Source organism: Rhizobium sp. Root708, from assembly GCF_001429725.1.
Lineage (GTDB): Bacteria > Pseudomonadota > Alphaproteobacteria > Rhizobiales > Rhizobiaceae > Rhizobium.
In genome coordinates this window covers 50,186-73,288 of sequence record NZ_LMHV01000005.1, presented here as the reverse complement: position 1 = coordinate 73,288, position 23,103 = coordinate 50,186, and the positions used below count along the sequence as shown (strand labels likewise).

21 protein-coding genes are annotated in these 23,103 nt (G+C 61.4%); 7 read left to right on the top strand and 14 right to left on the bottom strand.

What is annotated here, in order from left to right; all coding sequences use genetic code 11:
• Nucleotides 1-136: 136 nt before the first annotated feature.
• On the top strand, nucleotides 137-391 hold the full coding sequence (locus ASE04_RS05695; protein WP_056813347.1) for a CBU_0592 family membrane protein: 255 nt from the start codon (nucleotides 137-139) through the stop codon (nucleotides 389-391).
• Nucleotides 392-417: 26 nt separating this feature from the next.
• Here the strand turns inward: ASE04_RS05695 and ASE04_RS05690 are convergent, their stop codons facing one another.
• Entirely contained in the window at nucleotides 418-1,317 is a 900-nt protein-coding gene (locus ASE04_RS05690; RefSeq protein ID WP_056813671.1) for a LysR family transcriptional regulator, read from the bottom strand.
• A 384-nt stretch (nucleotides 1,318-1,701) separates the two neighbouring features.
• Between ASE04_RS05690 and ASE04_RS31140 the strand changes: the two genes are divergently transcribed.
• On the top strand, nucleotides 1,702-1,860 hold the full coding sequence (locus tag ASE04_RS31140) for a hypothetical protein (protein WP_200960687.1): 159 nt from the start codon (nucleotides 1,702-1,704) through the stop codon (nucleotides 1,858-1,860).
• A gap of 99 nt (nucleotides 1,861-1,959) precedes the next feature.
• Here ASE04_RS31140 and ASE04_RS05680 read toward each other — a convergent pair whose 3' ends face one another.
• From ASE04_RS05680 to ASE04_RS05620, 13 genes are all read right to left on the bottom strand, one after another.
• Nucleotides 1,960-3,474, bottom strand: a complete 1,515-nt coding sequence (locus tag ASE04_RS05680; RefSeq protein ID WP_056813342.1) for an aldehyde dehydrogenase family protein — start codon at nucleotides 3,472-3,474, stop codon at nucleotides 1,960-1,962.
• 1 nt (nucleotide 3,475) lies between these two features.
• Nucleotides 3,476-3,982, bottom strand: coding sequence for a (2Fe-2S)-binding protein (locus tag ASE04_RS05675; RefSeq protein ID WP_244490350.1), 507 nt, complete (start codon nucleotides 3,980-3,982; stop codon nucleotides 3,476-3,478).
• A complete protein-coding gene (locus ASE04_RS05670) occupies nucleotides 3,979-7,119 on the bottom strand; it encodes a molybdopterin cofactor-binding domain-containing protein (RefSeq protein WP_082597273.1) in 3,141 nt (1,046 codons plus the stop codon). The genes ASE04_RS05675 and ASE04_RS05670 overlap by 4 nt, the downstream gene beginning before the upstream one ends.
• A gap of 8 nt (nucleotides 7,120-7,127) precedes the next feature.
• The gene (locus tag ASE04_RS05665; protein WP_056813338.1) at nucleotides 7,128-7,997 is read right to left on the bottom strand and encodes an aromatic ring-hydroxylating oxygenase subunit alpha; all 870 of its coding nucleotides are present in this window, start codon (nucleotides 7,995-7,997) and stop codon (nucleotides 7,128-7,130) included.
• 9 nt (nucleotides 7,998-8,006) lie between these two features.
• Nucleotides 8,007-9,389: an amidohydrolase family protein gene (locus ASE04_RS05660; RefSeq protein WP_056813336.1), complete on the bottom strand. Its 1,383-nt coding sequence runs from the start codon at nucleotides 9,387-9,389 to the stop codon at nucleotides 8,007-8,009.
• 30 nt (nucleotides 9,390-9,419) lie between these two features.
• The gene (locus ASE04_RS05655) at nucleotides 9,420-10,982 is read right to left on the bottom strand and encodes a GMC family oxidoreductase (protein ID WP_056813662.1); all 1,563 of its coding nucleotides are present in this window, start codon (nucleotides 10,980-10,982) and stop codon (nucleotides 9,420-9,422) included.
• A gap of 8 nt (nucleotides 10,983-10,990) precedes the next feature.
• On the bottom strand, nucleotides 10,991-11,599 hold the full coding sequence (locus ASE04_RS05650; RefSeq protein ID WP_056813331.1) for a thiamine pyrophosphate-dependent enzyme: 609 nt from the start codon (nucleotides 11,597-11,599) through the stop codon (nucleotides 10,991-10,993).
• The gene (locus ASE04_RS05645; protein ID WP_056813328.1) at nucleotides 11,596-12,096 is read right to left on the bottom strand and encodes a thiamine pyrophosphate-binding protein; all 501 of its coding nucleotides are present in this window, start codon (nucleotides 12,094-12,096) and stop codon (nucleotides 11,596-11,598) included. Before ASE04_RS05645 ends, ASE04_RS05650 begins: the two co-directional genes overlap by 4 nt.
• 91 nt (nucleotides 12,097-12,187) lie before the next feature.
• Nucleotides 12,188-13,114 carry a LysR family transcriptional regulator gene (locus ASE04_RS05640; RefSeq protein ID WP_244490349.1) on the bottom strand — a complete coding sequence of 309 codons (927 nt, stop codon included), beginning with the start codon at nucleotides 13,112-13,114 and terminating at the stop codon, nucleotides 12,188-12,190.
• Entirely contained in the window at nucleotides 13,111-14,913 is a 1,803-nt protein-coding gene (locus tag ASE04_RS05635; RefSeq protein ID WP_056813321.1) for an adenine deaminase, read from the bottom strand. The genes ASE04_RS05640 and ASE04_RS05635 overlap by 4 nt, the downstream gene beginning before the upstream one ends.
• Nucleotides 14,914-14,931: 18 nt before the next feature.
• Nucleotides 14,932-15,564, bottom strand: a complete 633-nt coding sequence (locus ASE04_RS05630; protein WP_056813316.1) for a glutathione S-transferase family protein — start codon at nucleotides 15,562-15,564, stop codon at nucleotides 14,932-14,934.
• A complete protein-coding gene (locus tag ASE04_RS05625; RefSeq protein WP_056813313.1) occupies nucleotides 15,564-16,238 on the bottom strand; it encodes a Rieske (2Fe-2S) protein in 675 nt (224 codons plus the stop codon). The genes ASE04_RS05630 and ASE04_RS05625 overlap by 1 nt, the downstream gene beginning before the upstream one ends.
• A 13-nt stretch (nucleotides 16,239-16,251) precedes the next feature.
• Nucleotides 16,252-16,497, bottom strand: a complete 246-nt coding sequence (locus ASE04_RS05620; protein ID WP_244490348.1) for a hypothetical protein — start codon at nucleotides 16,495-16,497, stop codon at nucleotides 16,252-16,254.
• A 425-nt stretch (nucleotides 16,498-16,922) separates the two neighbouring features.
• On the opposite strand from ASE04_RS05620, the gene ASE04_RS05615 reads away from it, so the two are divergent.
• The 5 genes from ASE04_RS05615 to ASE04_RS05595 all read left to right on the top strand — a co-directional run bounded on the left by ASE04_RS05615 (nucleotide 16,923) and on the right by ASE04_RS05595 (nucleotide 23,101).
• Nucleotides 16,923-18,044: a BMP family ABC transporter substrate-binding protein gene (locus ASE04_RS05615; RefSeq protein ID WP_056813309.1), complete on the top strand. Its 1,122-nt coding sequence runs from the start codon at nucleotides 16,923-16,925 to the stop codon at nucleotides 18,042-18,044.
• Between the two features lie 75 nt (nucleotides 18,045-18,119).
• Nucleotides 18,120-19,694 carry an ABC transporter ATP-binding protein gene (locus ASE04_RS05610; protein ID WP_056813304.1) on the top strand — a complete coding sequence of 525 codons (1,575 nt, stop codon included), beginning with the start codon at nucleotides 18,120-18,122 and terminating at the stop codon, nucleotides 19,692-19,694.
• Between the two features lies 1 nt (nucleotide 19,695).
• Nucleotides 19,696-20,739 carry an ABC transporter permease gene (locus ASE04_RS05605; protein ID WP_056813302.1) on the top strand — a complete coding sequence of 348 codons (1,044 nt, stop codon included), beginning with the start codon at nucleotides 19,696-19,698 and terminating at the stop codon, nucleotides 20,737-20,739.
• 10 nt (nucleotides 20,740-20,749) lie between these two features.
• Nucleotides 20,750-21,685: an ABC transporter permease gene (locus ASE04_RS05600; protein ID WP_056813299.1), complete on the top strand. Its 936-nt coding sequence runs from the start codon at nucleotides 20,750-20,752 to the stop codon at nucleotides 21,683-21,685.
• A 15-nt stretch (nucleotides 21,686-21,700) separates the two neighbouring features.
• Nucleotides 21,701-23,101 carry an 8-oxoguanine deaminase gene (locus tag ASE04_RS05595; RefSeq protein ID WP_056813295.1) on the top strand — a complete coding sequence of 467 codons (1,401 nt, stop codon included), beginning with the start codon at nucleotides 21,701-21,703 and terminating at the stop codon, nucleotides 23,099-23,101.
• The last annotated feature ends 2 nt before the right edge of the window (nucleotides 23,102-23,103 follow it).

Here is a 23,103-nt window from a genome sequence, read left to right as displayed (position 1 = left end):
GGGTCATGCGATTTGTGCGCGTTGGCTTTTGCTGCGACGCAGCTAAAGGAGCAGCCGCACGTCGGACGGAAAATAGCACCTTCCGCTTGATGGAGCGCAATTTATCACCTGCAGCATACGATCCTGGAGGATCAAAATGACTTTGCCGGATATCGTCGGCCTCATCGGCGCTGTCTTCTATCTTACGGCCTATGCATTGCTACAACTCCGCGTTCTTGCGGTTGAAGACAGCAGAACGACGTTGCTGAATGTTCTTGGTGGTATCTGCCTGATCTATTCGCTGTCGTGCAACTTCAATCTCGGCTCGCTGGTCACGCAGATTGCCTGGCTGGTTTTCACGATCATCGGATACGTCCGCTTCCGCATGGCACGCACACGGATGGGCGGTTAACCGCCCGTCGAGCGCTTTCCGCTCGGCTATTGGGTATCGTAGCTGCCGCCATTGCTGGCAATCAGCCCATCAGACACTTCCCTGACGATCTTTCGCTGATGCCGGTCGGCTGGGCGCATCAGATAGAAATAGGCGTTCGAGAGCATCAGATGACTATGGACCGGCACGAGCGTGCCGTTGTCGAGCTGATCGCGGATGAGCCATGTCCAGCCAAGCGCAATGCCTAGACCCTGCGCTGCGGCAGCCGTGCAAAGTCCATAGTCGCCAAGGCGCCACTCGCGCGCCGCGGACGGCCGGCGCAGACCGGAATCCTGCCACCAATCGCTCCAGCCCTGCCATTCGCGCATCGGATCCTCGATCGAAATCAGCAGGGGCTCGTCGATATCCATGAGGTTGCTCGTACCGGGCGCGGAAACCGGCACGATTTCCTCACGCGCCAGCACCGTCAGATTGACGCCGATCGGACGTTCCTTGCGGTAGAACAGGGCAAGGTCGAATTCGTCTAACCTCAGATGCGCGACGTCGTCGGTCACCCGGAGACGGATCTCGATGCCGGGAAAGTCCTGCTTCAATTGCGCGATGCGCGACAGGAACCATTGATCGGCAATGCCGCGCGAGCAGGCGATGGTGATCTGCTTCGGCCCTGACCACGCCCGCAAACCATCTGTAACCGCGCCGAGCTCGCCGAGCAGACGGCTTACATCGGCAGCATAGCTCTCACCGATCGCGGTCAGCTGGACACCTGAAGGCAGCCGCATGAACAGCTTCGAGCCAATAAAGCCCTCCAGCTTTCCAATCTGGCGGCTAACGGCACTTTGCGTCAGGCCCAATTCGTGCCCGGCGCGCGAAAAGTTGCCGAGACGGGCCGCGCTGTCGAAGACGACAAGCGCGTTGAGGGGCGGCATCAACATACGCCCTGGAACCATGATCATTCCTCAAGACTGAATTGGGTGTGCTGCTAGCACGCTCATTGCCGGGATGCCATGCCTGCGTGTGTCGAGAACCCATCATGCGGTGCTGGTCTCAAGGAAAAACACTCGCTTTGACGAACCGGCGCACCTCTTTTCGCGAGACCGATCTCCGCCGGCTTCCAATCCTGTCGCGAACGGTTGCCGCTCAAAACCGTCGCTTGGGAGCAGGTTGCGCTCACGCTTCTGGCTGCCGTGGTCGTCATAGATACGGCATCGCAAGTAGATCAGAAAAAGTTGTCGTCATCGAACCGCTGGCGGTTCATCCGAATTCGAGCGATAGTGCTTGGTGATCCTGTCCGCAGCACGCGCGGGCAGCCTTCGAAAAAACGGGAGGCAGAGATGAACCGATTTCGTGCACCGATGTTAGCAGGCGCGTTGATCAGCATGGCGTTGATCGTCGCAGCCTGCACGACGACGAACTATCACCAGAATCCGTCCGCCGATCTGAACTCGGCTTGCGCGCTCGGCTTCAACAACGACCGCCCCTGCAGCTATTAACTGCAGATCAGTCATGGCGGGCCACTGACTTTGCCGACAGCGATCGCGATCATACAGGCTTTGACCGATGACCGCGCTCTACCGAGATGATGACGGCTCTCAGATCACCGCGCAGACGGTCTTCGTCTCGAGATAGTTCTCAAGACCCTGCGCACCGTTTTCGTAGCCCCAACCCGATTGCTTGTGGCCTCCCTTCGGCAGTTCCGGCGAGAAGTACGAATGGCAGTTGATCCAAACGGTGCCGGACCGGATCCGGGCCGAAAGGCGGTGAGCTGCGCTGAGGTCGGACGTCCAAACGCTGCCTGCAAGACCGTAGGGAGAGTCGTTCGCGTATGTGATCGCCGCATCGACGTCATCGAACGGTGTCACGGCGACCACGGGGCCGAATATCTCTTCCTGCATCATACGCATGGCCTGCGTCACGCCCGTGACGACCGTGGGCTCAAAAAACGTCGCCTCGTCCCCGACTTGCCTGCCCCCGGCCGCGATTTCGGCGCCTTCCCCGACACCGTCGGTAATATAGCCCGCGACTCGATCCGCCTGTTTGCGATTGACCAACGGCCCGAGGTCGGTTTGCGGGTCGAGGCCGTGGCCAAGCGTCAGCTTTTCTGCCTCACGCGTCAGGCCATCGACCAGTTGCTCATAGACCGCTCGATGCGCGTAGACCCGCGAACCCGCGACGCAGACCTGTCCGGCGTTGGCGAATATGCCTCGGGCAATACCGGGAACCGCCAACGTCATGTCGGCATCCGGCATGACGATCGCCGGCGATTTTCCGCCAAGTTCGAGCGTCAGCTTCTTCAGATTGCCGCGCGCCGCACCGACAATCAGCTTGCCGACATCAGTCGATCCGGTGAAAGCCACTTTGTCCACATCGGGATGGGCCGTGAGCGCTGCACCAACGCATTCGCCGAAGCCCGTTACTATATTGACGACGCCGTCAGGCAGGCCTGCCTCGATCATCAGTTCACCGAGGCGCAAGGCAGTCAGCGACGTCTCTTCCGCTGGTTTCAGGACGACGGTGCAGCCTGCCGCGAGCGCCGGCGCGAGCTTCATGGCGGCCATCAGCATCGGCGAATTCCAGGGCGTGATCGCTGCGACGACGCCGATCGGCTCGCGGGTGGTGTAAGCAAAGACACGCTTGCCCGCGGGTTGATAGGCAATCGATGTCGGTATCGTCGTTCCGAGAATTTTCGTGGCAAAGCCGGCGAAATAGCGAAATTGCTCGGCCGACGCGGGAATTTCACCCAGTCGGCCGGTCTTGAAGGATTTTCCTTGATCCAGCGTCTCCAGTTCGGCGAGTTCGTCGGCATGGCTGTCTATAAGGTCGGCAATTCGCCACAGCAGCTTGCCGCGCGCGGATGGCGTGAGCCCGCGCCAGGCGTCGGATTCGAAGGCACGGCGCGCGGCAAGGACTGCGGCATCCACATCCGCGGCACTTGCCTCCGAGAGTTCCGCCAGAAAGCGCCCGTTGGCCGGATCATAGGTGGAAAAGCGCTTTCCCTCTGCCGCATCGACCCATGAGCCATCGATAAGAAGCTGCTTCTGTGGGCGAGCGAGAAAGGCACGCGCACCGGCACTGGTGGGCTCGAAAGCCTTGATGGAAAGGGACATGTCAGTCTTCTCCGGATAGTGCATGTGAGGCACGAATTTGGTTTATGGCAGTGAGGGCGCCGCGAATAATCGAATGGTAACCGGTGCAGCGGCAGATATTGCCTTCGAGCGCCGTCAGCACATCCGCCTCCGTTGCATCAGGCTTTTCACCGAGAAGCGATACGAGAGAGATTGTGAAGCCTGGGGCGCAATAGCCGCACTGGAATGCGTTTTCTTGCACCAAGCCGGCCTTGACCGCGCGCGCAATATCGAGATCGTCAAGGCCCTCCGGACTGATGATCTCCGCATCCTGCATCTGCCAAGCCATGACAAGGCATCCGTTGACCGCCTGTCGGTTCATCAGCACCATGCAGGCTCCGCATCTGCCAATGCCGCAGCCGTTCTTACTTGCCGTAAGACCGAGATCTTCTCTCAGAATGTCTGACAGGCGCTTTTCCTGCTCTACGTCCAGCAATACCGTTTTGCCGTTCAGCCGAAACCGTAGCGGCAGCGAAGTCATCGCGCTCATCGGCCAGCCTCCAGTACATCAAGAACCCGCTTGGGGCTGACAGGAATGGATGTCGGGAAGTGTCCGATTGCGTCCGCGACGGCGTTGGCAATCGCCGGCGTGATCGCACCGATGCCCAGTTCGCCGGCGCCGCGAGGCCCAAGAGTGTCGCCGGGATCGAGGTCTTCGAGTGCAAAGACCGAAATCCGGGCAGCGGTATCGCGCACGCTGGGCAACATGTAGCTGTCGAGGTTCTTCGTTACATACTCACCCGCAGCCATGATGGCGTCTTCGGTGAGCGTGAAGCCAAGCCCCTGGATAGCGCCGCCTTCCATCTGGCCGAGATAGGCAGCGACATCGATGACAGGGCCGGCGGCCGTATGCTGGTGGATGTCCAGAACCCTGACGGCGCCAGTGACGCGGCTGATGGCAACGCGAGCAAGGCAGGCGCCAAAAGCGAAGATGTAGCGGGCGTTGCCGGATTGATAGTCGGTTTTCGGAAAGTCGAATGCGACAGTGACACTTGGCAACGCATCCGGAGCAAGTGATTGGGCAAGCTGTCGGAAGCTCAGAAGAAGCTCGCCGCTGTTGCTTCCGGCCTCCACAAGACCTCCGGCGCCGATCTTCAAGGTTTCCTCCGACCGCGCGAGCAAGGCAGCTGCTGCCACCAGAAGCCTGCGCGAGAACTCAGGCCCTGCCGTCCTTGCCACCTCCCAGACCACGTAGCCCCCTCGCGAGGCCGTCGTCGAGCCGGAATCCGGAGTACAGCGCGTATCACCGACGACAGGAAGGACGTCGTTGCGCGCGCAACCCATCTGAGCCGAGACCGCCGCCTGGATGGATGTCAGCAGCCCCTGCCCCATCTCATCAAGCCCATAGGCTGCCTCGATCATCCCGTCGCTATTCAGTCGCAATGCGCCGCCGGCCGGATCGGGCACCGCGGAGCCCAAGCCGTTCCCCTGGTAGTTGAGCGCCATGCCGACACCTACGATCTCCTCGGCGTCGACATCGGAGTCTGGTCTGCGCCACAACTCACTTGCGGTCGCTGCACTCAGCATCTGGCTGAGCCGCTCGGATGGAGCAACCACCTGACCGAGATAGCCGGGCAGTCCCGGGCTTCTCAGATTCCGGCGTCGGATCTCGGCAGGCGTGATGCCGCATCTTTTTGCCAACTCATCCATCTGGCATTCGATCGCGTAGGTCATCTGGTTGGCGCCAAAGCCGCGAAAAGCTCCGCCGACACCATTGTTGGTGTAAGCGAGGCGTCCCCGTGTGCGGACGTTGTCAACGAGATAGGGGCCGGCCGCATGCTCAAGCGCCGTCTCGAGAACGCCAGACCCAAGCGACGCATAAGCGCCGGCATCCGCGAGGACATCGACCTCCTGCGCGAGCAACCGCCCCTCACCATCGCAGGCCGTGCGCATGCGGATGGTCATGGGATGGCGTTTGACGCCTGCGATCACGGATTCCGCACGCGACAACTGGATGCGCACGGGCCGACGAGACTTCAGCGCCAGAAGCGCCAGTGCCGGCTGCACCGTCAGCTCGTCCTTGCCGCCAAAGGCGCCGCCGGTCGGGCTGGTCACCACCCGAATTTTTCCCTCGTCCATCGCAAGGATGCGCGACAGCTGAAGGCGATCGCGCGCGCCGTGCTGCCCGCCGACGAAGATCGCCAGCGTCCCATCGGCGTCGATCGTCGCATAGCCACCTTCGGTTTCCATGAAGCCGTGCATTTGCCGGGAGGTGGTATAGGTGCGTTCTAGGATGTGGGTCGCAGCGGCAAAACCCTGATCGACATCACCGCGCCCAAACTCGATCACCCGCTGCAGGTTGCCGGCCTGATGAACGACAGTCGCGCCGTCCTCAAGGGCTGCCGCCGGATCATCGACAACCGGCAGAGGCTCAGAGTCAACCTTGATCAAAGCGAGCGCCGCATCGGCGGTTGCGGCATCAACAGCCGCCACAGCCGCGACCACATCACCGACGTAGCGGACCTTGTCGAAGCAGAAGGCCGGTTGATCCTGGACGACGATCCCGAAGGCGTTTTGGCCTGCAATATCGCGGTGGGTCACAACAGCCGCGACACCGTCGAGCGCTTCGGCTGCAGACGTATCGATCGAGCGGATCCGCGCATGCGCAACGCCCGCCCGAAGAATGCGTCCGACCAGCATATCCTCCTCACGCCTGTCCGTGAGATAAGAGAAGGTGCCATCGACCTTGGCCGCGACATCGGGCCTGACATGCCAGCGTGAGGGCTGATCGGCGCGACTTAGCCTGATTTCGCCGGACGAACCTGCCGACTTCGCCGTGTCGGGTGAGGTTTGCCGCTTCGATGCCGTCTGGTCTTGAAGCCCCCAGACGAGCGCGTTCGCCGCCGCCATCTTGCGGTAGCGCGCGCTCCGGAAGGCATCGTCAGGCGCTGATATCTCCTGCGAAAGCTGCGTCTTTAATTCGGTCCAGTCGATCGTGTCGACGGGTTGCGACGCCAGCAACTCTTCTGCGACCCGCAGACGGGCGGGAGCAACGCTCCCGCCGCCGACAGCCAGCCGGGCGCTCACTATTCTGCCGTCCCTTATGTCGAGCGAAGCGGCAACACCGATGACGCTTGGCGTAAAGGCCGCCCGCAGACCAATCTTGCGATGGGTCCAGCGCGATACAGCGGCCATGGCTCCGATGTAGACGGCCTCGATGACCTCGCAGCGTTCAGGCGGCCGCTGCAGCCAGTCCAGCGACCGCTCATGGAACCGACCAGTCGCCCGTTCGCCTTCGATAATGGCGTCGAGAGCCAGGAGAGCCGGCAGAAGGCAACCATTGCGGGCGGCTATGTTTCCGCCGAGAGTTCCGAGATTGCGAACCGAAGGGGCGGCCACCGATCGCGAAGCTGCGGCAAGGAGCGGCAGATGCTCCATAACCAGCGGCTCACGGCAAAGCGCAGCGAGCGTCGTAGCGGAGCCTATCCGCATGCCGCCTCCGCAAAACGAGATGCCCGAGAGACCTGCAATTGCATTGAGGCTGATGAGCACCGGAGGCTTGAGCAAACCTCGCGCCCATTCGAGTTGCAAGGCGGTGCCTCCCGCAACAAGACGCGCCTGCTCGCTTTCCTGCATCATCGCCAGGGATTGAGCAGACGAGGAAGGCTTGAGCACCGTCAGCGGCATGCCCACGATCAGCCGGCCCCCATCGTCGTGCCGAAGCGTATGCCCTTCTCCTTGAGCCAGCGGCGATATGCGACCGATGAGCTGTCCGCCCGTGTCGGGATCTCCTGGCGCGCTTCGAGCGGCAGAAGCACGGGACGCTGATTTTCGACAATGATGCGATCCTGCATGAAGATCACCTGTTCGAAATTGAGCAGCGCGGTGTGGGTCGAACTGCTGTCCACGAGATACATGACGGGCTGTGCCCGGCACAGATCCTCCTCGATCGGGTGGATGAAGAGGGCGATCGCATCCAGTCGTTCAGGCGCTGTTGGACAGACCCGGTAGAGCATGACGACAAACGGTGTGGGAACCCGGTAGGCCAGCTGGACAAAGGCTCCCTCGCTTTCGGTCGCCGCGATACGCGGCTGGAAGAAGGTGCAGTTCGTGGCCCATACCTCGTCGATATCGCGACGAATTTCGCTGAGATAGCCCGGCACTTCAGTATGCGGCTCGGAGCCCAGAATATCCGTGTGGACGAACGGAAAGTGCGCCATATCGAGGAAATTCTCGACGACGCGCAACCCCGATGCGCGCATTTTAACCCAACCGCAGGGAACGAAGCGGCGATCGGTTTCATCGGCCTCCGAGATTTCGAAGATTTCCTTGTTCGGATGACCGAGCGTCGTCCATATGCACCCGTACTTTTCCCGGACAGGCAGAGCAGGACCCGTCGGCCATCCAGCCTCCATCTCGCGAACGACCGGCTGTCCGTCTTCCCGCCTGAACAGCTCGATATCCTGTCCGAGCAGACGGCTGCGGACGGGCTTGGCGGTCAGTTCCGCCGCCGTTTCGATGGCATACCACTCGTTGAGCGCGGCCTTATCCGTCGTCTTTGCCATGCGGTGCCCTCAGCTTGCCTTAGTCCATTGCGCGGTGCCCTCGCGGTTATCCGCCAACCACGCCGCGCGCCTTGCGAAATGCGGCGGTGCGATACGGCCGATCTCACGGATGATGTCGCCCATGTCGGCGGTTTTCAGCTTTCCGTCATCGACAACGATCTGGCCGTCGACCATCGTCATGCAGACGTCTCCACCACGTACCGCGTGCACGAGATTGTGCTGCAGATTGAAGTATGGCCCCTCTCCGAAGATCGGGGTCATGCGTGGCGTATCGGTCCGGACCGCGATCAGATCCGCGCGCTTTCCGACCTCGAGCGAGCCGATCTCATGGTCGAGACCGATCGCCTTGGCGCCGGTTATCGTGGCCATCCGCAGGACATCCCAGCTGTCCATGGCGGCGGCATCAAGATCCTTGAGCTTGCCGAGCAGGGAGGCGACTTTCATCTCCTCGAACATATCGAAGTTGTTGTTTTCCTTTTCGCCGTCCGTGCCGATGCCGACGGGAACGCCGGCCGCAAGCATATCGCCCACTAACGCGATGCCGCTCGCCAGCTTCATATTGCTCACTGGGTTGTGCGCGATCGAGACGCGATGTTGGGCGATGAACTCCACCTCCCCCTTGTCCAGCCAGACACCGTGGGCGATCATCGTGCGCGGCGTATCGAAAAAGCCGAAATCGGCAAGCGCATACATCGGCCGCTTGCCATAGCGCTTCTGGAATTCGGCCAACTCGATTTCAGCTTCGCTGCAGTGGGTATGGAAACCGGTGTGGTGCGCCCTGGCGAGATCGATCGCCCGTCTTTGCCCCGGTTCGTCGGCGTAGAAGAGATGCTCCAGCCCGACCCAGACGTTGATGCGTCCGTCTGCCTTGCGGTGCCAGCGCTCGATCATCTCCTCGTTCATGTCGAGCGTATCGAAATAGTTGTATTCCGGGTGCTCGCCGACATAGGGAACCGCTACCAGGCGATTGCCGATCGCCGATGCGGCCTTCGCGCTGCCGTCCATGAAACGCCACATGTCGACGACGGTGGTCGTGCCGCCGAGAACGGATTCAGCGTAGCAAAGCCACGAGGCAGCTTCCGCTTCATGCGGCAGAAGAACGCGATGCATCGGATTGATGTGCAGCGTCAGCCAATCCCATACGGGCAGGTGTTCCGCCGTGCCCCTAAGAAAGCCGGAATGAGCATGGGCGTTGATAAGGCCGGGCATGAGGACCGCATCGGAAATGACGCGCACGCCAACATCCGGATGGCTTGCCTGCAGTTCAGCAAGCGGCCCGACACTCACGATCCTGGAGCCTTCGACAAGGACCGCACCATCGGTGATGACACGGTTCTGTGCGTCCATCGTCAGGAGGTAATCGCCGGCGATTATCTGCTTTTGAATTGTCATCTCTTCCGTCCGTTTCGAGGATTACTCATGTCACGCGGCACCGAGCAGGAAATCGGCGGCGCGTTCGCCGATCATCGTGACGGGAGCATGGGTATGGCAGGTCGGGATCGTCGGCATTACGGAGGCATCCGCGATGCTCAGCCCTTCAACGCCGCGAACGCGCAGGCGGCTGTCGACAACAGCTGCATCGTCATTTCCCATCGCGCATGTGCCGACGACGTGGAAAAAGGTCGAACAGGCATTTCGGACATAATCGACGAGCTCGGCACGAGACAGCCGCCGGGGTGGCGCCGCATAGGCGCCAAACCAGTCGGCGTAACTTTGCGTCGCTGCAAGCTCCATCATGGTTTCTACCGCGACGATGAGGGCATCCAGATCGGACTGTTCCGCCAGGTAGTTCGGTTGGATTTCAATCGCGCCGTCAGGCGCGCTCGACAGCACGCGCATATATCCTCGGCTTTTCGACCGCATGAGCCCGCAGCCGATGGAAAAGACATCGCCGGACAGGTCATAGAGTTCGCGAATACGCGCTTCGGCGCTGTTGCCCTGCACGGGAAATGCATGGAGATCTGCCTGTGGCAAACTCTGGGATGACTTCCAGTTAATGACGGTCCCGCCGCCATTGTCGCGCACCGCGCCGAGCGGTTTTGTCGCGCGGAACACGCAGGCCTGTATGAGCGGATGATCCTGGAGGTTCTTTCCGACGCCGGGAAGCGCTGCCTTGATATCGATCCCGAGCCGCGCCAGATCGAGCGGATCACCAATCCCTGAAAGGGTCAGCAGCTTCGGCGTGTTGATGGCACCAAGCGCCAGCACGGTACCGGTTGTTGCCCGAACCTCGTGATACTGCCCGCCATGCGTGAACCTCACGGAGGTGCAGCGGCCGTGTTCGATGCCCAGATCGACCGCCAGCGCACCTGTGAGGATTGTCAGCCGTTCGTTGTCGAGGATCGGCCAAAGGTACCCCCTCGCCGAACTCCAGCGCTCATTGCCGCAAATGTTCAGGTTGGCGAGAGCCGCACCTTCATTCGACGGCCCGTTCGGATCGTCGATGACGGGAATGCCAAGCTCGGCACACCCGCCGAGCATGGCGTCCGCAACCGGATGCGGCGCGCGGCTGCGTTCGATGCGAAGCGGGCCGCTGGCGCCGCGCAGCGCGGTTTCGCCCGCTTCCCAATCCTCGCAACGCTTGAAATAGGGCAAGACGTCGTTGAACGCCCAGCCTTCCGCGCCGGATGCCGCCCAGGCGTCGTAGTCCATCGGATGGCCGCGATACCACATCATAGCATTGATGCTGCTCGACCCTCCGAGAACCTTGCCGCGCGGGATGCCGATCGTGCGCCCATTTACCCGCCCGGTCGGCGCGTAGTCGTAGCCCCAATCATACGTCCCGCGCCCGAGGGGAACCCAGCGCGTGGGGTCATCGATCTCCGCAATGCCTATACCTGAAGGTCCGGCTTCGAGCAGCAGGACGCTGGCGTCGCTGTTATCCACCAGACGGCGCGCGACGGCGCAGCCACCCGAACCAGCGCCGACGACGATGTAGTCGTAGGCGGGGGCAATGGATCTCGTCGGTATGATTGGCGCTTCCATCATTTGTCCTAGTTGTGCTCGCTCGGACCCATGATGACGATGCCTTCCGTAGCCTCGACATGACGCACGAAGATATACTTGTCTTCGCGCCCATCGCTGTGCTTGCGCTTGATGTCGGGCTGAACACTGCCCGATACCTTGGCAACGACGACGTAAGGCACCTTCGCCTCAAGCCCGGCCGCGCAATGCCCATCGAACTCTTCGACGGTGCGCGCCGTATAGGCATTTTCAATGCCGCAACCGCGCGCAATGGCGGCAATATCCACACGGCCGAAAGCGGTGTGCGTCGGCGGCCCACCGATCGATTGATAGCTTTCGTTATCCCAGACAACGACAAACAGGTTTTCCGGTTGTTCGTTTCCGAGCGTTGCCAGAATTCCGAGATTGAACATCATCCCGCCGTCCGTATCGAGCGAGACGATGCGGCGGTGTGGCAGGCCGGCGGCAAGCCCAAAGGCCTGTGGTGTTACGCAACCGAGCTGCTGCTGGAACAGGCTCGCCTCGCGCATATGCGGCGCGGCGTTGTACCATTCATCGACGCTGCCGCCGAGTGACAGGATGACCAGTTCGTCCTTCAATCGCGCGGCCAGCGATTTCATGCAGTCAAAGCGCTTCATCGAACAATCTCCCCGCCAAGGGCGATGGCCGAATGGTAGTAGGCGGCGTAGGACCAGTTGTAGGCGTCAGCGATCGACTGCTCGATGGCGTCTTCCTCGCGCACGATACGATAGGGAATGCGTAAGGCATCCAGCACCGGCTCCATGGTGATACCGTGCGGTATTGCCCACCAGTTGTTTTCGCCAAGCTCGCCGCGGTAGCTCATCAGCATGACAACAGGGATGCCGGCGCCAAGGCCCATGCGGGCAAGCGGTTCGACGGATGCGCGTAAGCCGGAATTTTCCATGATCAGCGCGGCCCGCTTTCCGGACAGAAACACACCGCCGCAGATGGCTGCGCCCTCGCCCTCATTCGTCACGCGAATGGTGCGGATATCGGGATCTGCATCGAGTGCCGGATAGAGTTCCTTGAAAAGCGAATCTGGAAGATAACAAACGATGCTGACACCAGCTTTCTTCAAGCCTCTGATGACGGCATCCACTGCGGATTTTTTCATGTTGCGCCCTCGTTTGCGCCAAAAATGTCAAACCGCAGGTGTTTCGAATAGTCGTTCATTTTCGATCCAAGTGGTGCGCACAAGGCAACAGCTAGTCGTCGTGGGGCCGATCGATCGATTGCGCCAGCAGCTTGCCAAGTGCCGCGGCAGCATCAGACATTTCCTTTTCGGAGCGCGACAGCAGCATCAGCTTCCGCGGATTCAGCTTCGGATCACGCAACGGCACGAATTTCAGGCTTTCTTCGGCGATCTCCTGTTCGATCCCGATCCGGGTCTGCAACACGGTGCCGAGGTTTCGTTTGGCGAGATCGACCATCAGCCCGATCGAATTGGTTCTCGTGCGATGGTTCAGGTCGACAAGCTGGCGGCTGAAGGCCTCTTCGATCCAGCTTCCAAGGGTCAGGCTGGCGTCCGACAGAATCACTTGCTCGCCGGCAAGGTCGAAAAGCCTGATTTCCTTCTTCTCGGCGAACCGGCTCCCCGGCAAGGCGAGCACGCCGAGGGGCAACGACACCGTTGCGATCCGGCGAACATTGCGCGGGACCTTCACGTCGAAGACAAGGGCGAGGTCGCACTCCCCCTCCGAAACGGCGTTCGCGGCTTGCTGCGAGCCCATGACCCTGACGTTGACGGAAATTCCCGGATGCCGTTCCCAGAACTCCTGCAACGCACGCGGCATGATCCCACGCGCAACACTTTCGATGACCGCCACCGACACGGTGCCGCGATGGAGACCGTGCAGGTCATTGATTTCGCTGCAGGCACGGTTCAGCTCCGAAAGGCTGAGACGCGCATGATACAGCATCAGTTCGCCCGCGCTTGTCAGCTTCAGGCGCTGACGAACACGCTCGAACAGCGGCGTGCCCAGTTCCTCCTCGAGTTGGCGGAGAATCCGGCTGACCGAGGAGGGAGCAACATTGAGCGTCTGGGCCGCTTGGCGAATGGAGCCAAGTCTGGCGACCAACTGAAAGTAGTGGATGCGGGTCGCGACGAGGCCCAGGCGATATGGATCCATCATATGGTCTCGAACAGTTGTTGCAGCCCCATCTCCGGCACCAGCACCAGTCCCTTGTCGGTAATGCGTATCTCGGGGATGACGGACAGAGGAATGAGGTTGAAGCCCATGTAGGCAATGGTGCAGCCGGCCTTTTCCCACTCGACCTTCAGCGCCTTCACCTCCTCGGCCACCTCGTGCACGCGCTTGTCGGACAACAACCCGGCGATCGGAAGCGGCACCATTGCCGTCACCTTGCCGTCCATGACGACGCAAACGCCCCCCTGCTTTTCCTCGATGGCCTTGAGGGCGATCTGCATGTCGCTCTCGTTCGTGCCTGCGATGATGATGTTGTGGCTGTCATGACCGACAGAGGACGCGACGGCGCCCTTCTTGAGCCCGAAGCTGTTCAACAGACCATGCGCCACATTGCCCGTCGATTTGCCGTGCCTCTCGACCACACTCACGAAGCATAGATTATGCCGGTCGAAATGGGTTTGCCAGTCGTTGGCAGGTTCCAGCGTGACGGTGACATGGCCGAGCGTGATACCGGGCAATTCCGTCTTGATAGTATGGGCAACCACCGTTTCCGTCGGCAGATCGGGTGTCAGCTTCAAGGCCTTCGGAAGCTTGACGGTATGGTAGGCGGCCTCCGGATATCGGTAGGGCTTCGAAAGCGCCTCTTCCAGAATTGGCGTGATTTTGCGTTGCTCGACGACCAGTTCGCCGCCGTACCATGTATTGACCGGCACCAGATCATCGTTGAGTAGAACGAGGTCGGCGCGGCGTCCGCCGCCAAGCCCGCCGATTTCATTTTCCATGCCAAAGCGTGTCGCCCCGTGAAGGGAGCCCATCGCCCAGGCCTGCTCCGGTGTCATGCCGGCCTTGATGGCCTCCCGCGTCACCCAGTCCAGGCCGAACTGAAGGAGGTCATCGGCGTCGCGGTCGTCGGTGCAAACGGCGATGCGCTTGTGCGAGGCGCCAAGCTCGGTGATCGTCTTGATCGCGTGCGGCAGGCTGTGCCACGGCGTCGTTGGCGGACCGCCGCGCAGGAACAGCCATATGCCGGCTTCCAGCAAGTCGTCGGCGATCTCCCGATCGATCGCCTCATGAGTGTCGGTGACGCCGGATGCTGCGTAAGCCGCGACGAACTCACGCCCATAGACGTGACCCGAAACCGGCCGTCCACGGCTGAGGGCCGCGGCGAGAATCGCGTGGCTGCGCTCGTCACCCATGGCGACCTGCACGAAGTCCATCTTCTCGCCGAGCGCTACGGCTTCCGGCCAGTTGTCGAAGAGCGCCGCAATCTTGTCCGGCGTCAGGTCACCGCCTGCAGTTTCCAATGCGGGCGATGTCGCCGGAACCGTGCTCGGGACGGTCAGGAAGATCGACAAGGGCGCATGGCGGGCATCCTCGAGCATCGCCTCGACGCCGGCGACGTCCATGACGTTGCCGATCTCGTGGCTATCGCAGAAAATCGTCGTCGTTCCGTTGAGCAATGCCGCTTCAGCATAGGCGCAGGCAGTGACCATGCTGGACTCGATATGGATGTGAGGATCCACAAGGCCCGGCGCGATAATGCCGCCGCGCGCATCATAAAGCCGCGCAGCGCCGCTCTTGTAGCTGCCCGATGGTTTGACGGCTGCGATGCGCCCGTTTGAAACCCAGATTTCCTTCTCCGCAAGAATACGCTCTGAGTAGGTAGACAGGACCCTTGCACCCTGAATGACAAGATCCGGATCGCGCCGACCGAAGGCGACGTCCGCCAGGGTCCGCGTCAGCGTCGACAGCGGATTTACGGAAAAGCGATTTAAAGTGCTCATGAAAACTCCAGTCTGAAATCAATGATAGTCAGGAATTCCGGGCATCGTCTTGAAGCCTTCGATGGCTCGGAAGCGCCTGATCCAGCGCCGCAATGCCGGGTACTCGTCGTGATCGATGCCGTAGTCTCGGCTCAATGCGAACGAAGGAAATAGCGAGATGTCGGCAAGTGTCGGCGCGTTCCCCACGAACCACTCCTTGCCGTCGAAATGGCGGGCGGTCATGTGATCGTCCATGATGCGGAAGGCCTTGCGCGCCTGCGCCCTTTGCGCAGTCTCGTCTCCAGCCGTGTTGAAGAGTGACTGCAGCCGCGCCTCGATTGCGGGCGCGAGTGCGGCATCGCTGAAGCCCAACCACTTGCAGACCGCACCGAACCCAGCCGCATCGTCCGACAGGAAACGCTTTTCCGTATCGTAGGCCTTGGCCAGGTAGAGAAGGATCGCGCTGGTGCCATAAAGCACGAAATCTCCGTCCTGCAGGATAGGGAGGGCACCTAGCGGATTCAGTGAAAGCAGCGCCCGTTTCTTGTGCTCCTGCCCCGGGAACATATCGACGGCACGGGTTTTCCATGTCAGGCCGAGCATGGAGAGCAGCAGGCGTGCACGGTAGCCGGATTCATCCAGCTCGTAATCGTAAAGCGTAATTTCGGGCATCAGGCGATCTCCACGGCGCGGGCCGTCTGCTCTTCAAGGCGGGTGCGGATGGTTTCGGACCATTGGGCATAGTGCTTCTGCAATGCTCCGCCGTTGACGTCCGGCGATCCGAGCAGAACGATGTGGACGGCGCTCTTGCCTGATGCGGTGGCCTGAAACGCCAGGAGCAGCGTGTCGCTCCCAGCGATCAGGCGCCCGACCTGGTCCGCGACCAGGGTCATGCCATCCGCCATCAACGCGGCCTTCACATCCTCAATCGGTCGATCAACATAGAGGCTTCTGACCGGTGTGATGCCGGCCGTGGCGTCGATTTCGAGCAGCGGGACGTCGGCAGACATCGTTGCCCAGATGATTCCATACTGTTCGCGCGCCCGATAGATCGGCACCTTGATCGTCTCCGGGACATCAAGGGTCGGATGGGCAGGAATGTATCGGCACTGCCCGGCGGTATCGTATTGCCAGCCGTGGTACAGACAGGCGATGTGATCGCCGCGCACGAAACCGAAGCTCAGACGCATGCCGCGATGCGGACAACGGTCTTCCCAGACATGCGCATGGCCGCTGTTGTCGCGCCACACGACGATCTCGCTGCCTTCGACGACAGCACCCGCCGACGTTCCGGCTTCGATCGACGACGATAGCGCAACCGGGACCCACCCCTCGTTCAACTTCATAGTTTGCTCCTATTCACGCGGTTGCCCGCTCAATATCCAGAATGATGCAGTCGTAAGGCCCGAGACTGCAGGCCATCTCGAAGGCGTCGACGAGGTCCTCCTGACCCCTAACCGAAACGCGAGCGCTCATCGGCTCGCAGGCTTCGACCTCGATTTCGAGATCCAGCCTGCCGGCGCGGTGAAGCGCAAATTCTCTGAAGCTTGCCGGCACCATCTGACCCCGGAAGGTAAAACGCGCCGTCTGAACTATCCCGGACATTGTCTGTTCACCGCCTGCAACCGCATCATTCTTCGCCTCAATTTACGCCTGTCTGCATATTTTTTAATCATGCTTTACTTTTGTGCATTTTAGGCATTGTCTGCGTCGGAATTCAAGTGACTTCGCAATGTCTCTTGTTGCCTTTTACGCACCAGGTTGATCCGGAAATTCGCTCTATTCCGAACAATTCCGATTTGTCAGTCTCCTGCTGCCCAGTCCTCGCCTGCTTTTCAAGACCTGCGGGGACGCCAATTGCGACGCCCCTCCAGATCTGGTGGGTCGATCGGCAAGTGGCGTCCGGCAACCCGGAACTGGGTCGCCGGTGGCAGCAAGGCAGTTGGCATAATTGTTGCGTTGGAATTACCAGGGCCGAACGGTCACGATCATAAGCGCGGTCGTCCGCGTCAAAACCAGAAGGGGATCACATGATTGACTTGCGTACGCTTTCCCGCCGCGGATTTCTGAACATGGGTGCTGTCGGTGCAGCGGCCATGATGCTGCCGGCCGGCCTTGCCCGCCAGGCTCTTGCCGCCTCGCCGCTGCCTGCGATCAAGGAAGAAGACGCCGTCATCGGCTTCGGTCACGTCGGCCCGATCTCCGACGAAGGCTGGACATGGGCGCACCATCAGGGCCTGCTGGCCGTGAAGGAAGCCTATCCGAAGCTCAAGAAGATCCTCGAAGTCGAAAACATTCCCTACTCGGCCGACGCGACGCGCACCTATCGCCAGTTCGTCTCCGAAGGCGCGAACATGATCTTCGACACGTCCTCGAACGGCGACTTCCTGCATGAGGTGGTCAAGCGCGCGACCGATGTTGCCTTCATGGAATGCAACGGCCACATCACAATGGACAATCTCGGCTGGTACTACCTCGCGCACTGGTATCCGACCTACGTGCTCGGCGTTGCCGCGGGCCATCTGTCGAAGACCGGCAAGCTCGGCTACATCGCCTCCTTCCCGGTGCCTTCGGTCTACGCTTCAACCAACGCTTTCCTGATGGGCGCGCGCACAGTCAACCCGAATGCAACGGTGCAAACGATCGTCATCAATTCCTGGTTCGACCCGCAGGCGGCAACGCAGGCCGGCACGGCACTGATCGACAACGGCTGCGACTTCCTCTTCGGCATCATGGACGAAGCCGGCTACCTCCAGGTCGCTGAAAAGCGCGGCGTCTGGGCGGCCATGTGGAACACCGACATCCGTCGCTACGGTCCGAACTCCTACGTCTCGTCGATCCTGATCGACTTCACCAAGTTCTACGTCGATCAGGTTGGCAAGCGTCTTGCCGGCACCTGGGCTCCAAGCGAGCAGCTGTTTGCGATGGGCGCCGGCGTTGATCGCGACAAGTGGGGCGAGAAGGTTCCGGCGGACGTTGCCGCCGCTGCCGATGCCGTGCGTGAAAAGATCATGGGCGGCTGGTCGCCGTTCACCGGCGAGCTGAAGGATTCCACCGGCAAGGTGCGTGTCGCTGCTGGGCAGACGATGACCGAACTCGAGCTCTATAACTGGGATTGGTCGGTCGAGGGTGTCACCGGCCTCACCTCCTAAATCTGGCCTCCCAAGCCAAGAGCCCGGCCGTCCAGGATCGGCCGGGCTCCCCCCTTCACGCTCCGGTGCCACTCCATGACTGAAAATGCGACCCGCTATTCGCCCCCTCCGGGCACCCCGCCTCTCGTTCAGCTGAAGGGTATCGCCAAATACTTTCCAGGCGTCATTGCCAACGAGAACGTCGATCTGGACGTGATGCCGGGCGAAATCCATGCCCTGCTCGGCGAAAACGGTGCCGGAAAATCGACGCTGATGAATATCCTGACCGGCATCTACCAGGCGGACGCCGGCGAGATCATCATCGACGGCTACGCCAAGGAATTTGCAACGCCGCTGCAGGCAATTGCTTCAGGCATCGGCATGGTTCACCAGCATTTCAAGCTGGTTCAGGCATTCACGGTCGCCGAGAACATTCATCTGGGCTGGTCTGAGACGCCGCGCCGCGCTTCGGCGCAGGTGCTGGAGCAGCGCACCGGCGCTCTGGCCGAGAAATTCAATCTGAAGACTCATCCGGGCGCCCGCGTCAGCGATCTGTCGACCGGCGAACAGCAACGAGTCGAGATCCTGCGCGTTCTCGCCAGACAGGCACGCGTTCTCATTCTCGACGAACCGACAGCCGTTTTGACGCCGGCCGAAGCGCGCGAACTGTTCAAGGCGTTGCGCGAATTCGTGGCCGCCGGCAATGCCGTCATCTTCATCAGCCACAAGCTCGACGAAGTGCTGGAGATTTCCGACCGCATCAGCATTCTGCGCGGCGGGCGCAAGATCGCCACCGAAAACACTGCCGCTTGCAATCCGCGCATGCTCGCCAAGCTCATGGTTGGCCGCGACATCGTGCTGGCCGACATGCGCCAGCGCCCGCCGGGAGCGGCCCCGATGTCGGTGCGGCCCGTGCTCTCGCTCGAAAATGTCTCGGCGATCGGTGACGGCGGCAACGAAGCGCTGTACGGCATCTCACTCGATGTCCGGGCTGGCGAGATCGTCGGTGTTGCGGGTGTCGCCGGCAACGGCCAGCGCGAACTCAGCCAGGTCCTGACCGGCATTCGCGCGGTGAGCGCCGGCCGGATCCTGATTGCAGGCAAACCGGTCGACAAAAGCAATGCGGCGGCCTTTGCCGAAAGCGGCATCGGTCACATTCCGGAAGATCGCCTGCACAGCGGCCTTGCACCGGCGCTGAGCATCACGGTGAATGCCGTGATGCGCGAATACAAGAAGCCGCCGGTTTCGTCAGGCGGAAGCTACAAGCCGGGCGCGGCAACGGCGCTCGCCAAGGAGATCGCCTCGGCCGCCGAGGTTGCCATTCCCGATTTCGCCATGCCGATCCGCAATCTGTCCGGGGGCAATCAGCAGCGCCTCGTCGCCCGGCGCGAGATGCGCATAGCCGACAAGGTTCTGATCGCCGCCTATCCGAGCCGTGGCCTCGACGTCGGCGCCATCAACACGATGCTGCGCTACATCGTCGAGCTGCGCGATGCCGGCGCCGGCATCATTCTGATTTCCGAAGAACTCGAAGAGCTGCTCAACCTCTCCGACCGCATTGCCGTGCTTTATGAAGGGAAGATCATGGGGATCGTCGACAACGACAAGACTGACATCGACGAAATCGGCCTGCTGATGGGTGGCCGTACCCAGGTCCGTGAGGTCGCATAGCATGGCAGGTTCCTTCCGTTTGCAGCGCCTGCCATCCGCCTCGCCCGGCATCGCGCTGGCTGCCCGCGCCGCCGCCATCGTTCTGGCGCTCGTCTTTGCCGGCATCATTCTGGCGATGACCGGCGCCAATCCGGTTGAACTCGCCTCCGAGGTCGTCGACGCGAGTTTCGGCTCCAGCTTCGGTATGGAGGATCTGGGCGTTCTCGTCATTCCGCTGATCCTGACCGGCCTGTCGGTCGCCGTCGCGCAGCAGATCGGTGCATGGAACATTGGCGCGGAGGGTCAGTTCTATGCCGGTGCCTTTGCCGCTGCGGCCGTTGGCCTCTTCGTGCCCGGACCGCAGGCACTCATTCTTGTGCTGATGTTCGTCGCCGGCCTGGTTGGCGGCGCTGTCTGGATTCTCGTGCCGACGCTTGCGCGCGCCTATGCCAACGTCAACGAACTGATCACCACGCTGCTGTTGAACTTCGTGGCGATCCTGCTCGTCTATTTCGTCTCCACCAACGCCTGGCGGGACAAGATGGCGAATTCGGCGACGCCGCGCCTTTCCGCCGAAATTCCGGAGTTCTGGGGTTCGATCCATTGGGGTCTGCCTATCGCAATTCTTGTGGCCCTGCTTGTCGCCGGTCTGCTTGCCTTCTCCCGCTGGGGCTATGAAGTGAGGCTTGTCGGCTCCAATCCGTCGGCGGCGAAATATGCGGGCATGCCGGTGCGCCGCCACCTCATCACCGTCATGCTGCTTTCGGGCGCGATTGCCGGCCTTGCCGGCATGCTGGAGATCGCCGGCACGGTGCACCGTCTGCAGGGCGGCATCTCCAATAACTACGGTTACCTCGGCATCATGGTGGCTGTTCTCGCCAGAAGCTCCGCCGTCGGCGTCATCTTCTCGGCGGCACTCATGGCCTTCATCCTGAACTCCGGCATCATCCTGCAGACGCAGGGCCTGACGACCTCGACGGTGCTGGCGATCACCGGGCTTATTCTGTTTCTGACGGCAATTGGCGACGAGCTCGCCCATTACCGCATCGCACGCGACAAGGCTTGAGGAGAGCGACATGGATCTTTTGACCGGCCTCTTCACCACGGCCTTCCTGGCGGGCGGCGTCCTGGCGCTCGCGGCTCTCGGCGAGGTTCTTGCTGAACGCGTCGGCGTCGTCAATCTGGGCGTTGAAGGCCTGATGGCGATGGGCGCACTAACGGCAATCGCAACCGTTGCCGCGATACCCTCGCCCACGATCGGCTTTCTTTCCGCTCTCGCGGTCGGCGCACTGTTCGGCGCACTATTTGCGTTCGCGACCGTCATCCTGCGCGCCAATCAGGTGCTTTGCGGCCTGGCGCTGACGCTGATGGGCAGCGGCATCGCCTCCACCATCGGCCGCGCCTATTCCGGCATGCCGGCTCGCGCAACGTTTGCGCCGATCGAGGTGCCGCTCCTGAGCAAGATCCCGGTCATCGGCCCGGCCTTCTTCTCGCAGAATATCCTGCTTTATCTGATCTTCATCATCCTGCCGGTCGGTCTGAGCTACGTCATGTTCCGCACCCGCCATGGTCTCAACCTGCGAGCCGTGGGCGAAAACCCGGCTGCGGCGGATGCCGCGGGCATCCCGGTCAATCTCATCCGCTTCGCTTATGTGACGGCCGGCTCGGCGCTGGCGGCGGGCGCAGGTGCCTACCTGACACTCACCTTCGTGCCATCATGGTCGGATGGTGTCGTCGCAGGGCGTGGCTGGATCGCCGTTGCGCTCGTCATCTTCGCCGGATACCGGCCGATCCCAGCGGTCCTCTCCGGCCTGCTTTTCGGCTTTATCACCGCACTCGGCTTCGTCGGGCAGGCGCGCGGCTGGCCGGTTGCGCCTGCCTTCCTTTCCATGCTGCCCTACCTCGGCACCATGGCCTTCATTATCGTGCCGGTCCTTGCCTGGCAGCGCATGCGTCGGATCATGGCGGCTCCCGCGGCGATCGGCGTGCCCTACTATCGCGATGTCCGCTAAAATACCGGGAATGCCATGACCACGCTGCTCATTAAAAACATCGCCTATCTCGCAACCTTCGATGATGAGGCGCGCGAGATAAAGGACGGCGCGCTGCTGGTGCGTGACAACGTCATCGAGGCTGTCGGCACAATGGCAGAACTCGAGGGTGCCGCGGCCGATCGCGTGCTGGATCTATCCGGGCATATCGTGATGCCGGGCATGGTCAACATTCACCACCACATGTACCAGAACCTCACCCGCGTCATGGTTCAGGACGACGAACTTCTGGTTTGGCTGAAGACGCTCTACCCGATCTGGTCGGCGCTTGATGATCATGCGATCGGCGTATCGGCCCGCGTGGCCATGGCCGAACTGATCGCATCAGGCTGCACGACGAGCTCCGATCACCTCTATATCCTGCCGAACAACTGCACGCTGGATGCGACGATCGACGCGGCGAGCGACCTCGGCCTGCGTTTTCACGCCGCGCGCGGCGCCATGTCGCGCGGCCAGAGCCAGGGCGGACTGCCGCCGGACAATTGCGTCGAGAAGGAAGAGGATATCCTCAAGGACGCGGAGCGGCTGATCCACACCTACCACGACAATACCCGCCATTCGATGAGCCGCATCATCCTTGCCCCTTGCTCGCCGTTTTCCGTGACGCCGGGCCTGATGAAGGATGCAGCAGCACTGGCGCGCAGCCACAAGGGTGTGCATCTGCATTCGCATCTGGCAGAGGACCTCTTCGAGGAAGACTATTGCCACGACGTCTACGGCATGCGCTCGGTAGGCTTTGCGGAATCCGTCGGCTGGCTCGGGCCGGATGTTTGGTTCGCGCACTCGATCTTCATGACGTCGGACGAGATCAGGCTGTTTGCGGATTCGGGCACCGGTGTCGCCCATTGCCCATCGGCCAACATGCGCTGTGGGCAAGGCATCGCCAAGATCCGGGAAATGCTCGATCTCGGCGTCAATGTCGGCCTCGGCGTTGACGGGTCTGCTTCCAACGATACCTCGAACATGTTCATGGAAGCCCGCCTTGCGATGATGCTGCAGCGTGTCGCGCCCAACAGGTATCTCTCGGAGACGCCAGGCGGACGCGGCGGCTTTGGCGGCACGCCGAAGGCACTGTCCGCCCGCGAGGCGCTGACGATGGCGACGCGCGGTGGCGCCAAGATCCTCGGCCGCGACGATATCGGCTATCTCGCTCCCGGGATGAGCGCCGATTTCATCGCCGTGAAATTGAACCAGCTCGGCCTCTCCGGCACGCAGCGCGATCCCCTGGCGGCCCTCGTCATGTGTGGTCCGTTCAAGGTCGACTATTCCTTTATCAACGGCCGCGAAATCATCGCCGACGGCCAGTTTCGTCATTTGGATGTGGACGGATTGTTGGCGAGCCACCAAACTGTGATGGACCGTATCTATGACCAATGAAA

Bases quoted from the DNA above. Each gene is read 5' to 3' on its own strand.
- ASE04_RS05680 (WP_056813342.1), bottom strand. From the start codon at position 3,474: ATGTCCCTTTCCATCAAGGCTTTCGAGCCCACCAGTGCCGGTGCGCGT.
- ASE04_RS05630 (WP_056813316.1), bottom strand. From the start codon at position 15,564: ATGCCCGAAATTACGCTTTACGATTACGAGCTGGATGAATCCGGCTAC.
- ASE04_RS05670 (WP_082597273.1), bottom strand. From the start codon at position 7,119: ATGCCGCTGACGGTGCTCAAGCCTTCCTCGTCTGCTCAATCCCTGGCG.
- ASE04_RS05625 (WP_056813313.1), bottom strand. From the start codon at position 16,238: ATGAAGTTGAACGAGGGGTGGGTCCCGGTTGCGCTATCGTCGTCGATC.
- ASE04_RS05610 (WP_056813304.1), top strand. From the start codon at position 18,120: ATGACTGAAAATGCGACCCGCTATTCGCCCCCTCCGGGCACCCCGCCT.
- ASE04_RS05635 (WP_056813321.1), bottom strand. From the start codon at position 14,913: ATGAGCACTTTAAATCGCTTTTCCGTAAATCCGCTGTCGACGCTGACG.
- ASE04_RS05615 (WP_056813309.1), top strand. From the start codon at position 16,923: ATGATTGACTTGCGTACGCTTTCCCGCCGCGGATTTCTGAACATGGGT.
- ASE04_RS05655 (WP_056813662.1), bottom strand. From the start codon at position 10,982: ATGGAAGCGCCAATCATACCGACGAGATCCATTGCCCCCGCCTACGAC.
- ASE04_RS05690 (WP_056813671.1), bottom strand. From the start codon at position 1,317: ATGGTTCCAGGGCGTATGTTGATGCCGCCCCTCAACGCGCTTGTCGTC.
- ASE04_RS05665 (WP_056813338.1), bottom strand. From the start codon at position 7,997: ATGGCAAAGACGACGGATAAGGCCGCGCTCAACGAGTGGTATGCCATC.
- ASE04_RS31140 (WP_200960687.1), top strand. From the start codon at position 1,702: ATGAACCGATTTCGTGCACCGATGTTAGCAGGCGCGTTGATCAGCATG.
- ASE04_RS05660 (WP_056813336.1), bottom strand. From the start codon at position 9,389: ATGACAATTCAAAAGCAGATAATCGCCGGCGATTACCTCCTGACGATG.
- ASE04_RS05595 (WP_056813295.1), top strand. From the start codon at position 21,701: ATGACCACGCTGCTCATTAAAAACATCGCCTATCTCGCAACCTTCGAT.
- ASE04_RS05650 (WP_056813331.1), bottom strand. From the start codon at position 11,599: ATGAAGCGCTTTGACTGCATGAAATCGCTGGCCGCGCGATTGAAGGAC.
- ASE04_RS05620 (WP_244490348.1), bottom strand. From the start codon at position 16,497: ATGTCCGGGATAGTTCAGACGGCGCGTTTTACCTTCCGGGGTCAGATG.
- ASE04_RS05605 (WP_056813302.1), top strand. From the start codon at position 19,696: ATGGCAGGTTCCTTCCGTTTGCAGCGCCTGCCATCCGCCTCGCCCGGC.
- ASE04_RS05645 (WP_056813328.1), bottom strand. From the start codon at position 12,096: ATGAAAAAATCCGCAGTGGATGCCGTCATCAGAGGCTTGAAGAAAGCT.
- ASE04_RS05640 (WP_244490349.1), bottom strand. From the start codon at position 13,114: ATGATGGATCCATATCGCCTGGGCCTCGTCGCGACCCGCATCCACTAC.
- ASE04_RS05675 (WP_244490350.1), bottom strand. From the start codon at position 3,982: ATGAGCGCGATGACTTCGCTGCCGCTACGGTTTCGGCTGAACGGCAAA.
- ASE04_RS05695 (WP_056813347.1), top strand. From the start codon at position 137: ATGACTTTGCCGGATATCGTCGGCCTCATCGGCGCTGTCTTCTATCTT.
- ASE04_RS05600 (WP_056813299.1), top strand. From the start codon at position 20,750: ATGGATCTTTTGACCGGCCTCTTCACCACGGCCTTCCTGGCGGGCGGC.